This is a genomic window from Candidatus Omnitrophota bacterium, assembly GCA_040755155.1.
GTDB lineage: Bacteria > Hinthialibacterota > Hinthialibacteria > Hinthialibacterales > Hinthialibacteraceae > JBFMBP01.
On the sequence record JBFMBP010000047.1, the window covers coordinates 14,629 to 28,466 of the forward strand.

Annotated in this window: 11 protein-coding genes; 6 read left to right on the top strand and 5 right to left on the bottom strand. The window is 51.3% G+C overall.

What is annotated here, in order from left to right; translation table 11 throughout:
- Positions 1-83: 83 nt before the first annotated feature.
- Together AB1656_05750 and AB1656_05755 are read right to left on the bottom strand one after the other, a co-directional pair.
- Entirely contained in the window at positions 84-1,037 is a 954-nt protein-coding gene (locus tag AB1656_05750) for a substrate-binding domain-containing protein (protein MEW6234871.1), read from the bottom strand.
- 11 nt (positions 1,038-1,048) lie between these two features.
- Positions 1,049-1,957, bottom strand: a complete 909-nt coding sequence (locus AB1656_05755) for a ribose ABC transporter permease (GenBank protein MEW6234872.1) — start codon at positions 1,955-1,957, stop codon at positions 1,049-1,051.
- Positions 1,958-2,537: 580 nt separating this feature from the next.
- Here AB1656_05755 and iolD point away from each other — a divergent pair.
- From iolD to AB1656_05770, 3 genes are all read left to right on the top strand, one after another.
- On the top strand, positions 2,538-4,409 hold the full coding sequence (gene iolD / locus AB1656_05760) for a 3D-(3,5/4)-trihydroxycyclohexane-1,2-dione acylhydrolase (decyclizing) (protein MEW6234873.1): 1,872 nt from the start codon (positions 2,538-2,540) through the stop codon (positions 4,407-4,409).
- A 210-nt stretch (positions 4,410-4,619) separates the two neighbouring features.
- Complete coding sequence (locus AB1656_05765; GenBank protein ID MEW6234874.1) at positions 4,620-5,738, top strand: transaldolase family protein; 1,119 nt, start codon at positions 4,620-4,622, stop codon at positions 5,736-5,738.
- Positions 5,739-5,751: 13 nt separating this feature from the next.
- Positions 5,752-6,525 (top strand): 5-deoxy-glucuronate isomerase, encoded by a 774-nt coding sequence (locus tag AB1656_05770; GenBank protein MEW6234875.1) that lies wholly within the window; start codon positions 5,752-5,754, stop codon positions 6,523-6,525.
- Positions 6,526-6,632: 107 nt separating this feature from the next.
- Here AB1656_05770 and AB1656_05775 read toward each other — a convergent pair whose 3' ends face one another.
- Together AB1656_05775 and AB1656_05780 are read right to left on the bottom strand one after the other, a co-directional pair.
- Positions 6,633-7,544: a chemotaxis protein gene (locus tag AB1656_05775; GenBank protein ID MEW6234876.1), complete on the bottom strand. Its 912-nt coding sequence runs from the start codon at positions 7,542-7,544 to the stop codon at positions 6,633-6,635.
- Complete coding sequence (locus tag AB1656_05780; protein MEW6234877.1) at positions 7,528-8,328, bottom strand: HAMP domain-containing sensor histidine kinase; 801 nt, start codon at positions 8,326-8,328, stop codon at positions 7,528-7,530. The genes AB1656_05775 and AB1656_05780 overlap by 17 nt, the downstream gene beginning before the upstream one ends.
- Positions 8,329-8,835: 507 nt before the next feature.
- Here AB1656_05780 and AB1656_05785 point away from each other — a divergent pair.
- The 3 genes from AB1656_05785 to AB1656_05795 all read left to right on the top strand — a co-directional run bounded on the left by AB1656_05785 (position 8,836) and on the right by AB1656_05795 (position 12,948).
- On the top strand, positions 8,836-10,419 hold the full coding sequence (locus AB1656_05785) for a hypothetical protein (protein MEW6234878.1): 1,584 nt from the start codon (positions 8,836-8,838) through the stop codon (positions 10,417-10,419).
- Between the two features lie 533 nt (positions 10,420-10,952).
- On the top strand, positions 10,953-11,564 hold the full coding sequence (locus tag AB1656_05790; protein ID MEW6234879.1) for a type II secretion system protein: 612 nt from the start codon (positions 10,953-10,955) through the stop codon (positions 11,562-11,564).
- A gap of 85 nt (positions 11,565-11,649) precedes the next feature.
- Positions 11,650-12,948 (top strand): Gfo/Idh/MocA family oxidoreductase, encoded by a 1,299-nt coding sequence (locus AB1656_05795; GenBank protein ID MEW6234880.1) that lies wholly within the window; start codon positions 11,650-11,652, stop codon positions 12,946-12,948.
- Positions 12,949-13,019: 71 nt separating this feature from the next.
- Here AB1656_05795 and AB1656_05800 read toward each other — a convergent pair.
- Positions 13,020-13,838 (bottom strand): TIM barrel protein (locus tag AB1656_05800; protein ID MEW6234881.1); only part of this gene is annotated, 819 nt, incomplete at its 5' end.

Below are 13,838 nucleotides of genomic sequence, written 5' to 3' on the forward strand. Positions count from 1 at the left end.
GATAGTAAGAGATTCATTTAATTTCCCATTGCTCGTAACATGAGATTCCAGATTATGCTTTTGTCTCTATGACCGGCGGCGTCCTATTTCATCCGATCGGCATTTTCTTTCGTAATCAGTTCGATTTTTACGGGGATCGTTTCCGGCGCTTTTTCTCCCTGGAGAACCTTCACGGCGGTTTCCACGGCTATTTTTCCCATTTCGCCGGGGAATTGGGCGATGGAGCCTTCCATCTTTCCCTGTCGGATCGCATCGCGCGCTTCGTCGATGGCGTCAAAGCCGATGACGGCGATTTGGCCGGTTTTGCCCGCCGCCGCAATCGCTTCTACCGCGCCGAGAGCCATCATATCGTTGGTGGCGAATAGCGCCTTGATATCGGGATGGGATTGTAAAATATTTTGGAACACATTATAGCCCTGGTCGCGTTCGGTGTTGGCGGGTTGCGAGGCGGCGATTTTCAATTGCGGCGCTTCTTTGACGGCGTCGAGGAAGCCGCGCAGCCGCGAGTCGTGGGTTTCGTGTCCGGGGATGCCTTCCAAAATCGCGACTGGCGTTTCTTGTTGGAATTTTTGCGCAAAATGGCGGCCCGCCAATAATCCCCCTTGATAATTGTCTGATCCAATGAACGTGACGCAATGCGCCTTCATTTCCTCCAGTGTTTTTGCATCCACTTTCGTATCGACGATGAGAACGGGAATCCCTTTTTCGTTCGCCTTAACGATGCCCGCCACTACTTCCCGCGAACCGCTGGGAGTGATGCAAAGCGCATTCACTTTGGAAACGATGAGATTCTCGATGATTTGCATCTGCCGCTCCACGTCGATTTCGCGATCCGCCGCCTGCGCGATCAGTTCGACGCCGAGCTGATCGGCGGCGGCGCGGGCGCCTTCTTCCATTTGGATGAAGAAGGGATTGTTCAGGGTTTTCATCACAAAGCCGATGCGCAGCTTTCCCGTTGTAGAAGGTTGCGGCTCTTTTTGACAACCGATGAAAACGAGGAGAAGCGCCAGAATGCTTGCCATAAACGGTCGATTCATGATTATCCCCTTTATGCGGTTCGTTTGGATTGGGTTTTAAGATAGATGTCCAACAGCGCCGCCGCCACGATGACGACGCCGATGACCACGCTTTGAAAATTAGAAGAAACTTCCAGAAGATTCAATCCATTGCGCAATACCTGGATAATCAACGCTCCGATCAGCGTTCCCAGGATGCTGCCTTCGCCGCCCATAAGGCTGGTTCCGCCGATGACGGTGGCGGCGATGGCGTCCAATTCGTAGTTGATGCCCGCCTGGGGATTGGCGGAATTGAGGCGAGCGGTCAATAGAATGGCGGCGATGGCGCACATCAAGCCGGATAAGCCATAAATCGCCATTTTATGGAAGCGCACATTCACTCCCGAAAGACGGGCGGCGGTCTCGTTTCCGCCCAGGGCGTAGGTATAGCGTCCAAAGGAAGTTTTCGTCAAAACGATATGCGCCGCAATATAAAGCGCGATAGTAATCATAACGAAAATAGGAATCGGTCCCACGGAACCAAGCGCCAAAAATCGAAAACCGGATTCGAAGCCGGAAATGGGGCGTCCGCCGCTGCAAACCAACGCCGCTCCGCGCGCGATGCTCATCATCCCCAAAGTAACGATGAAGGGAGGCAACTTTCCCCAACTGACGAATGCGCCGTTGACGATCCCAATCGCCGTTCCCGCCGCCAACGCGATTGGAATAGAAATAACGCTGGGCAGCGGAACATGCAACGCATAGGCCAAAAACACGCCCACGAGAGCCAACACGGACCCCACGGACAAATCGATCCCTGCCGTCAGGATGACGAAGGTCATTCCGATGGAAAGAATGGCGTTGATGGAGGATTGCACAGCGACGTTCGTTAGATTGTCTTTAGTAATGAAATAGGGCGTCGTAAAGCCCAGAATCGCGCAAAGCGCAATCAGACCCGTCAACGGACCAAACCAACGCTGGGAAAGGATTTTTTTATATTGAATCAGTTTAACCTCGAAGCCGAATCCTATGGATATATTGCCAATAAATCGTTTATTCTCAACAAATGTTTTGAATCACGAAACCACGAAAAGGCTCGAATTCCGCGAAATTTTCGAATCACGGATATCACGGATTCTTTTTGATTCCACGGAAAAATCTTTTTCATAACGCGTTCCCTTTAGCCAACTGTTTTTCTTTTTCATTTCGCGTTTTCGCGATTCAAAACGACGATCCTAATTGACCTCTTCAACTTTTTATCGCGCGTAACATGAATTATTATTTAGACGAACGGAAAACTGGCGTTACATCTCACATAGGATAAAACTTCTAATATAAAAACCATTGCTTGTCAATCATATCGCCATTCTTCCAAACAATCTCACCCGATTTCTCGAAATATGGGAACGATCTTTTTTCAAAAGAAAAGCGTCACTTGAACTTGGACAAGTTTTTTTATATTACTGAGCGGAGAAAATAAGTTTTGGACGACAAGCTAAATAATTCATAAGCCTTTACAGAGAAAGGAAAGGGGATTTTCCGATGAGTCAAACTCGCCGATTGACTATGGCGCAAGCGATGCTCAAGTTTTTATGCAACCAATACGTGGAGCGCGACGGCGTTGAGCAGCGTTTTTTTGCGGGGATTTTTGGCATATTTGGGCACGGCATGGTCGCCGGTCTGGGACAGGCGCTGGAGGAATATCGGGAGGATATCCGCTATTATCAATGCCGCAACGAACAAGGCATGGTTCACCTCGCCACAGCGTTCGCCAAGCAGAACAACCGCCTCAAAACCATGATTTGCACCAGTTCCATCGGCCCCGGCGCTACGAATATGATTACGGGCGCCGCAACGGCCACTATCAACCGCATTCCCGTATTACTGCTGCCGGGAGACATCTTTGCCCGCCGCAACGTGGCGCCGGTCTTGCAACAATTGGAATCGCCTCAGACGCAGGACATTTCCGTCAACGATTGCTTCAAGCCCATCAGCCGCTATTGGGACCGCATCAACCGTCCGGATCAGATTATTACGTCGCTGCCGGAAGCGATGCGCGTCCTGACCAGCCCTTCGGAAACGGGCGCCGTAACCATCGCCATCCCCCAAGACGTGCAGACGGAAGCCTTCGATTACCCGGAGGAATTTTTTCGCAAGCGCGTCTATCGCGTCCCGCGCCCAAGACCGGAAGAGACGATGCTCGAAACGGCGGCGCAATGGATTATGGAAAGCCAACGCCCCGTCATCGTTGCCGGTGGCGGCGTACTTTATTCGGAAGCGAGTAAAGAACTGGGAACCTTCTGCGAAACATTCGGCATCCCGTCGAGCGAAACGCAAGCGGGCAAAGGTTCGCTGATTTGGGATCATCCCTTTAACCTGGGCGCAGTCGGCGTAACGGGAACTTCCGCCGCCAACCGCCTCGCCGCCGAAGCTGATTTAGTCATCAATATTGGAACCCGCTTGAGCGATTTCACCACGGCGTCTAAAACCCAATTCCAAAATCCCAACGTCCGGTTCATCGGAATCAACGTTTGCGATTTCGACGCCGGGAAACACTCGGCGCTGCCGATGCTTTGCGACGCCAAGGCAGGACTTTCAGAACTGACCGAGCGGCTGAAAGCGAAAGGAATGAAGCCCAATGCGTCGTATACCGAAGAAATCCGCCGCCAAATCGCCGAATGGCGCAAGGAAGAAGAACGCCTCTTCTCGCTGGACTCCACGCCCATCAGCCAAGGCGAAGTAATCGGCGCCGTCACCAATTTCGCTGGTACCAACGACGTCATGGTCTGCGCGGCGGGCGGATTGCCCGGCGATCTTCATAAACTCTGGCGCACGAAATCCCATCGCGGCTATCACTTGGAATATGGCTACTCCTGCATGGGCTATGAAATCGCCGGGGGGCTGGGCGTGAAGATGGCCGATCCCAGCCGGGATATTTATGTGATGATCGGCGACGGCTCTTATTTAATGCTGGCCAATGAAATCGTTACTTCCGTTCAAGAAGGCTATAAACTCACTATCGTCTTTTTGGACAATCACGGCTTCAATTGCATCAAGGGCTTGGCGCGTTCTTGCGGCAGCCACGGCTTTGGCAACCAATTCCGTTTTCGTGATCGAAACTCTCAACTCTTAACCGGCGAAAATTTGCCCATCGATTTCGCCGCTAACGCCGCCAGTTTGGGGGCGCATGTTATCAAAGCGGCGACGAAGCAGGAACTGCTGCAAGCGTTGGAGAAAGCCAAAAGCATCGATCGCACCGTCTTCATCGCTCTGGAAGTCAATCCCGAAGAATACGTTCCCGGCTACGATTCCTGGTGGGATGTCGCCGTAGCGGAAGTTTCCGGCGTGGAGAGCGTGCAACAGGCGCGGATGCAGTATGAGGAGAAGCGAAAAAAGGAGCGGTATTTCTTGTAAAATTCTTATGAGATGAATAGCGAAGAGGCGCGGAATCGGTGATATCCGCGCCTTCTTTTATAATAAAGTATGAATAGCGGGGTTGTCAAAACTGTTTTTTATCTTCTATTATCAAAAAAGCAATTAGGAAGATTGGCGGGCCGCGCTTTAAGCCCCCCTGCGCCATGCTGCTCGTTTCATGCCATTCATTTTATATTCGGGAATAACGAAATGAACAATCAATCAACATACGATTCGCCTTATAAAAGTGCGCTTCATGAGATGACTTGCACGACGAACACCGACTTGTGGAACGACTCCTGTTCCCAAACGGAACTGGCCTACGCCATCGAGCATGGAGCCGTTGGCGCTACCACCAATCCGGTTATCGTGGGCGAAGTTTTGAAAAAAGAACTGAATTTGTGGATCGACCGCATTAACCTGATTATTAAAGACAATCCCCATGCCTTGGAAGACGATATTACCTGGAAAGTAATCGAAGCCTTGGCCGTTAAAGGCGCCGAAATGCTCAAGCCTGCTTTTGATCGTCATCGCGGCAAAAAAGGTCGGATTTCGATTCAAACCAATCCCAAATTTTACAACAACGCTGAAAAGATCGTCGAACAAGCCCGATATTTCCATATGCTGGCGCCGAACATGCAGATCAAAATACCCGTAACGCAAGCGGGCGTGGCCGCCATCGAAGAAGCCACCTATCGCGGCGTCAACGTCAACGCCACAGTCAGTTTCTGCGTTCCCCAAGCTATCGCCGTAGCGGAAGCCGTAGAGAGGGGATTGAAACGGCGCGAGAGCGAAGGGAAATCGATCGCGGAGATGGCGCCGGTATGCACCATCATGGTCGGGCGCATCGACGATTGGCTGCGCGTAGTCGCCGAACGCGACCGGATTATTACCGATCCCGGCTATTTGAATTACGCCGGAGTCGCCATTATGAAAAAAGCCTATCGGCTTTACCGCGAACGCGGCTACCGGTTGCGTCTTCTTTCCGCCGCCTACCGCTGCCACATGCACTGGTCGGAATTTATCGGCGGGGATTTGGTGGTCTCCATTCCCCACGAATGGCAAGTGCGGTTCAACCATTCAGACATCGCTCCTATCCCGCGCATGGATAATCCCGTAGAGCCGAAAGTGTTGGATGAATTGCTGCGGAAATTTTCCGATTTCCGAAAATCGTACGAGGAAGACGGCCTGCAAGTGGATGAGTTCGATTTCTACGGTCCATCGCGGCGAACGTTGCGCCAGTTTATGAGCGGTTATGACGAATTGGTTCAAATGCTGCGGGACCGCATTCTTCCCAATCCCGATAAGGAAAAAACCTGCGGAAAGTAAGGAGAATGATCCAATGACGGCTGAATTTTGCAATCTGATTCAGGCGTTTTCCTTGAAAGAAGGATGGAATCCCTACCAGGAAAACGATAGAGATACACAACTAGATTTCGGAATTTATCTTTTGGAGCCGAACCAATGCTATGTCTTTCAATCCAAAGAACAAGAGACGGCGCTCTTGATATTGAAAGGAAGCGGACGGATCGAGGCGGGAGGGCGCGCCGAATCGTTCGAACGAAATTCATGGGTCGAACAGCTGCCCTGGGCGATTCACTCTCCAGCCTATGCGGCGGCGGCGATAACAGCGTCCTCGCCTGTGGAAATCGCCGTCGTCAAAACTCCGAATCCGCATGTCTTTCCGCAAAAAATTTACCTTCCGGACGAAGTGGAAAACGAACATCGCGGCAAGGGGATGCTTGACGATATGAGCTACCGCATCGTCCGATGCGTCTTCGACCGCCGCAATGCGCCGCCCGAAGCTCGGCTGGTTCTCGGCGAAGTGGTCAATTTTCCTGGACGTTGGAGCAGCTATCCTCCCCACCATCATCCCCAGCCGGAACTCTATTACTACCAATTCGAGCCGGAATGGGGCTATGGGCACGGCGAATTAGGCGAAACCGTTTATAAAATCCGAAACCGAGATTTGCTGCGGATCACCGGCGAGCGCGATCATTCCCAAACCTCGGCGCCGGGTTTCACAATGTATTATTTATGGACTATCCGGCATTTCCCCGACAAGCCTTATACGGGATTCGAGTATACTCCCCCCTTCGAAACGCTATTAAGTTAATTGCTTTGAGATAGCTTAGGAAAGTAGGATAGGTCGTGTTTTTTGGCTCATCGCTTTTTTATTTGGAAATTATGGGACGTACAGCGCAACTCATCCAAGGCGCCCAATTACTTCGCCGCAATGCCCAACAGATCGTTGATTTTGAGAAACAATTCGTCCATATTCAGTTTGGTGATATGCTCCTCCGCTTTTAAGTATTTAGCTCGTTCCTTCATACCGGGATCGCCGATGGAGGAGTAGACGATGACGGGGATATGGGCGGTTTTAGGATTTCCTTTGATGCGTTTGGTTAGCGCCAAACCGTCCGTTTGGGGCATTTCCACGTCGGAGATAATCAGTGAGATGTCTTCCGTCTTTTGAATGATATCCAGCGCTTCCTCCCCGTCATGGGCGGCCAAGACCTCGAAATTGTGCTCTTCCAATTCCAAGGCGAGCATATGGCGGACGGAGGAGCTGTCTTCCGCGAGAAGAATCTTTTTCCTTCCGCCGTCGCATTGAATGTTGGCGTCCAGTTTCGATTTGTTTTTCACTTGTTCCGGCGTCACATTCAATATGATCGTTTCGTAATCGAGCAATAAAATCATCTTCTCTTCCGTAGGACGGACAATGGAGATGACGTAAGGATTTTGGTGGATGTTGAGGACGGTTTGCGCGTTAATGACTTTTTCCCAAAGAACGGTGTGCACCGCTTCCACGTGTTCTACCAGGAAAGCGTTATAGAGTCCGAAAAATTCGGTAACGATGACGCGGAAATGTTCCTCGAGGGACGTCTTTTCGCCGTACAAAAAAAATTTTAAATCCAACACCGGAATCACTTGATCGTGATTTTTGAAAACGCCGCGCATAGCGGGATGGGCTTCCGGCATCACGGTAAAACTCGGCATTTCGGACAAAACGCGGCTGACCTTGAGGATATTGATGCCGTAAACGTCGCCTCCCGTCTTGAATTCCAGAACTTTGAGTTCGTTAGAACCGGATCGCAAATAGGTATCGGCGTCGGTATTATATTTTTCCACCATGAGAATCTCCTTTTTCGAAACGTTCGCCGTCTTGATGCGGACGAATGGGCAATTCGAACCAAAATACCGCTTCGTCGAGGCTGCGCTTGGCGGCGCCGACAGTTCCGTTTTGAGCGGCGGCGGCCATTTTGCAGAAAGTCAATCCCAATCCGCTGCCTTGGACGCGGCGCTGTTGACGAAGTTCCACTTGTTTGACGGGATCGAAAATATCTTCGAGAGCGAAATCGATTTCGTGAGGATGCTTATTGAGAATTTCCACGCGCATGATCTTGTACGTTGCGGCGCCGTCTTGTTTTCTCTTCATCAGAAAAGCATGAATTTCCACAATGGAGTTTTGGGGAGAGTGCCGCAAGGCGTTGACCAGAAAATTGTCGACGATTCGCGCCGTCAGGCGGCGGTCAATTTCGGCGTTGTTCGGGAGGGAGGGATCGATGGTTTGGCGGATGGTAATATTTTTGTCTTCCGCTAAAAGAGAGACGACTTGAATGCAATCGGCGATGATTTCGCGAATATCCGCCGGCGCCGGTTGCGCTTCCAATTTCGAATCGGCGTTTCGCGCCTGGTCGAGAAAGTCTTCCAATATCCGTTCGCCCCGAAGCGTTGCGGCGCGAATAGAGGCGGCCAGTTGCATATGTTTGGGATTGTGGGGATCGAATCGTCCTTCCTCCAGGCGTTTGAAAAATTGCTTTGCCACGGCAAACGGAGTTTCCAGATCGTGGAGAAGCAACGCCGCGAACTGCAAATGCAAGCCATCTTTGTCCTGCATGGATTCAGGCTGCGTCATAACGGTTATATATACTGCGATCCGATTAACGATAAATAGCTTTCTCTTAATAATAATATAGGGTACAGGAGTAAATCAAAAAAAGAAGACTGGAATTAATAACTCATGTTACGCGCCTGGGGGCGCGGGCGTCTCGCCCCCGCGTTGAAGGAACCGTCTAAGAGCGGTGGATAGGTTTTATATCTGTTGCGTTTTTGAATCGCGAAAACACGAAATAACTTGAATTCCACGAAATTTTTGAATCGCGGATATCATGGATTCTTATTGATTCCACGGAAAAATCTTTCTCGCAGCGCGATTCCTTGCGGCAACCCTATTTTTTCATTTCTCGTTTTCGTGATTCAAACGACAAAAGGAATGGAGAGAAGCATTTTTATATTGATTTGCTCTAGTTTTCGCGCATTTTTTTTGTATTATAGTTTACTTGTCTTATAGACAAACATTCGCTAAAGGCAAAATCGAGAATTTGTTTTTTCTTCCGCGAACAAAAAAAAGAGGTGATTCGTTATGAAAACCAAACTTGTCGTTATCGTTTTTCTTTCTTCCTTGTTTCTGATTCCCCAAGTCTCTTTTTCCGTACCAGCGGATTCGCCGCAAGCGGCGGGCATTGTTCCCGTAACGGGAGATTTGACTCCCTGGCGAGACTATGGAGTCGATATGACGAATTTCGACAACGTATGGGCCATCGCCTTGAACAACGGAAACATCGTGGTTTTTAAAAGAGCGCATGATTACAAAACGCCCGGCGTCGTGGGCGGCACGGAATTTTTGATCTTCGGTCCAGATGGCAAGAAATTGACTCCCGAACCCATCCGCGGCAGTTTCGATTCCAACGGTCAACCTACTCCCCTCGTCAATTACGCCGCTACTGGCCTAACCTGGGGAGCTTTCACGCTGGGCGCCCGGCCCGACCGCGCCAAGGGGACGGGTTTTATCGTCCATAACCAGATTGAAGCCGCCGCTTCGCTCAAGATGGAATTCGGCGACGTCATGGGAGACGAACCCTTTTCCGTCGTGCAGCTCTTCGATAACGACGGCAAACCCGTAGGGTCGCATATCAACGCTTTTGGCGACTTACTGGCCGAATCAGGACCCTACCGCGATATTGGAGCCGTGATTCTCAGCAACGGCGATATCGTCTCTCTCGGCGAGAACCGCCAATCTTTCGATTCGTTTCTAGCGACTATCGGCGCTCAGGCTTCCGAAGTGGCGATGGCGATCATCCTTGGAAATGATGGCAACGTAAAATATGGACCGTTCGCCATGCACACGGGCGAAGACGGACAATATCTGGGCGGCAGCACCAGCATCGTTTACGAAAACATCGTCGCTTTCGACGGCGGTTTCGTCGTCGATTACGGCCAGGGCATTCGCTGGTACAACAACGACGGCTCTCCCCGCACTCCGGCGCAATCCGATCACGCCGAGTTGGCGGGCGTGGAAGTCGTTCCCGATTTGGGGATCGTCTTCGGAGCGGATACTGGCGGACGCGGCGACGGCATGGCGATTGCCAGCAATGGGAAAGATTTGGTGGTAAAAAGCACTACGCTTAGTTCCGGAACGGACCAGGTCGGCGTCTTGATTTATTACAAGACCGATGGAACTGTGCGCAATTGGGTGCGTTTCGACGATGTGGATACAAGCGTCGATATAGCGAGAGTCGACCGCACGTTTTGCGATATGGATGAAAACGGCAATGTCTTCGTTGTGTGGCAGGACGAACGATTCGGCGGCGAAGAAAACGACGGTTACAAACAAATTTTCGGACGCTTCTTCAATAGCCAAGGCGAACCCGCCGGTCCCAGTTTCCCCGTTTTCGAAAATTGGAAAAAGGATCCGGTAGAAACGAATTACGGAAGCAAAATCGGCGACGTTCCCGCTGGCGATCATCAACAGCCCCGGTGCGCCATTAACGGAAAAATTGCCGTAGCCATCGATGGGACGACCATCATGCCGGATTTGCCCGATACTGTGAAGTTGGTTTCAGACGCATTTTACGACGCGCTGGGCGATGTCTTCGACGAAGCCATAATGCGAATTTTTCAAAATCCCTTCGCCGGCGCCCCGGTGGAAGATTGGGAACTTTATTAATTGAGTTTTTTGAGAAAATCGATAATTCGAAGCGAGCCAAGAAGGAGATTGGCCATCTCTTTCTTGGCTTTATTCGTTTACCCATGTCATTAACTCATATTACGCAGATAATAGACTCTTGCCTTTGGATTAAGTATTTTCTTGAAAAGTAGAAGAACCTTTCAAGCAAAGCGCAGAGGCTGCATTTTTATTCCGTTTTTGAATCACGAAATCACGAAAAGGCTTGAAATTCACGAAATATTCGAATCACGGATAGCGAGGATTCTTTGGGATTCCATGGAAAAATCGTTCTCATAACGCGATTCCTTGCGCCAACCTTTTTTCTTTTCTTTTTTTCGTGATTCAATGCGATAAGCAAAATAAGTCTATCATGTTTTTTATCCTGCGTAACATGCGTCATTAATTGCGTCCGCCGGGCGATCAACGGCCAGTTCCTATCAAAATAATCTTGCTCAAAGAATTTGATTCTGTTATGTTGGATGTCAAAAGCTTTGCGGATTATTAAGTTCTCCTTGGTTCGGAAGAGCGTCAGCATGAATAAGAGCGCGGGATTTACCTTGATCGAGTTGCTTATCGTCGTCGCCATCATCGGCGTCTTGGCGGCCATTGCGGTTCCCAATTTTCTCAATGCGCGCACTCGCGCCATTGTCGCTCGAGTGCAAGGGGATATCGCCGCCATCGGCGCGGCGCTGGATATGTATCATATCGATCATAACCAATATCCTCCATTTATGCCTGCAAGCGGACCCAACGATCTGGGCAAATATGGACTGAAAAAACTGACAACGCCCGTGTCGTATATCGGCAACGCCATTCTCTGGGATCCATTTATGGCCAAAGGCAAAGAGACCAACCACGGTCCCGCTTATCCTCCACCGTACAATTACATCTACCACGACAAGGCGACTTGCGGCGGAGACGGCAGCGCCTGGTGGGAAAATTACGATCCCCAATTTAAATATATGTGGTATTTATGCTCCGTTGGGCCGGACGAACTTTTTTATCATCCCAATACCAGCGCCCCGCGTTGGAATTGGCTGATATCTTATCAACCGAGCAATGGGATTGTCAGCATGGGGAATATCTATCTGTACGGTCCCGGACGCGCTACGGAAAAAGAGATTCAGGCGCCCAGCGGAACTTGACGCTCCATGTAAGGCAATTCAAAGTTCCCTTGCATGTGAAATCCAACTTCGCGTCAATCTGGTTTAGGAAGGCTAAGGAGTTTTTATGAACGATTCTACTCATTCGGATAAATCCATGAATCGCCGTCAATTTCATAAAAGGGCGGCGGTTTCTACGATCGCATTGGGAATCGCGGCGCCATCCGTGAAGAGAGCGTTGGGCGCCAACGACCGCATCAACATCGGCGTCATCGGCTGCGGCAGCCGAGCGGGAGCGCATATCGGAACGCTGTTGAAATTGAAGGAGCAGGGAACGCCGCTTGAAATTACGGCGGTTTGCGATACGTACCGGCCTCGGTTCGATAAGGCCGCTGAACGGACGAAAGCCTCTTTCCGCACTATGCGCCATGAAGAATTGCTGGCCCGCGAGGATATCGACGTGGTCTTAGTGGCGACTCCGGAACATTGGCATGGCTATCAAACTATCGACGCCCTGCGCGCGGGCAAGGATGTTTACGTCGAAAAACCACTGACGCATTGGCGGCAACTCGGCTTGGCGGAGAAAGTGGCTCGCGTCTCTCAAGAGACGGGACGCCTGGTGCAGGTCGGCTGTCAACGCCTCTCCTCATCCGCTTATACGCAGGCGCGCGCGCTGATCCAAAAAGGCATGATCGGCAAACCCGTCATGGCGCAAACCGGATATTTCCGTTTTGGCGATTGGGGCCAGCGCGGAATGCCCATCGACGATCCCAACGCCAAGCCCGGTCCCGATTTGGATTGGGAGCGTTTTCAAGGGGATTGTCCTCGCAATGAGTTCAACGTCAGCCGTTATTTTCGCTGGCGCATGTATTACGACACCTCGGGAGGACCGATTACGGACAATTACGTTCATTTCTACAATCCGCTGGCTTATACGCTCGATCTCGGCTATCCGGCGAAGGTGGCGGGTTTGGGCGGCATCTATCGTTACACGATCGATCAGGCGCCGGATCCCGTTTACAAGGAAGAGCGCGACGTGCCCGATACGTGCAACCTGGTTATCGAGTATCCCGGCCAATTCATCGTTACCTGCGGGGGGACGGAGGCCAACGCCTACACGACTTACGGCAGCAACGAAACTCCCGCCATTCTCGGCTGGGAGGGAACACTGTTGATCGGCGATAAGGACGTTGTCGTTCTTAAACCGGATACGATGGAGGAAATCTACCGCGAGCCGATTCAAACCGGCCTGGATCAAACGAAATTCTGGTCCGATTTTCTCGATGGCTGCCGCACCCGTCAGCAACCGCTCTCCAACGCTGCGCTCAGCGCTCCCGTGAATACCACCATGCAGATGGGAGTGTTGGCCATACGCGGCGAGCGCGTCGTTCGTTACGATCATGAGCATGGGCGAGTGATGGCGTAGGAATAATCATTAGGAAATCAACAAAAAGGGCGCGGTAAAGCGCCCTTTTTTCGTCAAATCTTCAATCAATATTATGCCGCAAAAGCGTTCTCGATATCGCGGCAGAGATTGTATACCCAACTCAACGTTTCCGTCATGCGGCGGATTTTTTGCAGGCCGCTTTCGCCCAGAACCTCGCGTTCGACGACGATGGCGTCGCGATAGCCGCTCTCGAAAAGGGTCTTCAAGAGCAGCGGGAAATTGACCATGCCTTGGCCGGGGTGCACTTCTTCGCCGTTCCATTGTTGCATGGATGGATGGCAGTTCGTGGGAATGGCGTCTTTCAGATGCACGCCGCCGATTTCCAGACCGGCGTCCAGCAGTTTCTTCAAGAAGGTGATCGGCTCCCATTCGCCGTGATAGAGCACGATGTTGGCCAGGTCCAGATTGACGCGGAAGATTCCAGGGCGGTTGACCTTTTTCATGAAGGCGTATAGCGCATCGAATTTTTCCGGCCCGGTTTCGACGTCGTAATGCCCGCCCCATTGCGCCGCCAGATCGCAGGCTTCCTGCACCGTCTCCACCATAGGGCCGAAAAATTCGTTCTTTTCGTCGACATGGCCTAGATGCGCGTTGAAATCGTTGACGCCCAGCTGTTCATGGCCGTATTCCATATACCGCTTGGTGAGCGCCAGGCGGGCTTTGCGCTTCTCGTGGTTGGGAACGCCGAAGCCGACGGTTTCCAATACGCGCTGCGGGCTGTCGTATTGATCCCCATCCGGCCCCGAATAGCCGATGACGAAGCGCGCGATTTTGATGTTGCGCGGGGCCAGCAGTTCTTTCACCCGCTGCGCCCAGGCCGGAGTCAGGTCTTTCTCTTCCGGGACATGCAGTTGAAAGCATTCCACGCC

Coding starts and splice junctions, on each gene's coding strand:
- AB1656_05750 (MEW6234871.1), bottom strand. CDS start 1,037: ATGAATCGACCGTTTATGGCAAGCATTCTGGCGCTTCTCCTCGTTTTC.
- iolD (MEW6234873.1), top strand. CDS start 2,538: ATGAGTCAAACTCGCCGATTGACTATGGCGCAAGCGATGCTCAAGTTT.
- AB1656_05765 (MEW6234874.1), top strand. CDS start 4,620: ATGAACAATCAATCAACATACGATTCGCCTTATAAAAGTGCGCTTCAT.
- AB1656_05770 (MEW6234875.1), top strand. CDS start 5,752: ATGACGGCTGAATTTTGCAATCTGATTCAGGCGTTTTCCTTGAAAGAA.
- AB1656_05775 (MEW6234876.1), bottom strand. CDS start 7,544: ATGGTGGAAAAATATAATACCGACGCCGATACCTATTTGCGATCCGGT.
- AB1656_05780 (MEW6234877.1), bottom strand. CDS start 8,328: ATGACGCAGCCTGAATCCATGCAGGACAAAGATGGCTTGCATTTGCAG.
- AB1656_05785 (MEW6234878.1), top strand. CDS start 8,836: ATGAAAACCAAACTTGTCGTTATCGTTTTTCTTTCTTCCTTGTTTCTG.
- AB1656_05790 (MEW6234879.1), top strand. CDS start 10,953: ATGAATAAGAGCGCGGGATTTACCTTGATCGAGTTGCTTATCGTCGTC.
- AB1656_05795 (MEW6234880.1), top strand. CDS start 11,650: ATGAACGATTCTACTCATTCGGATAAATCCATGAATCGCCGTCAATTT.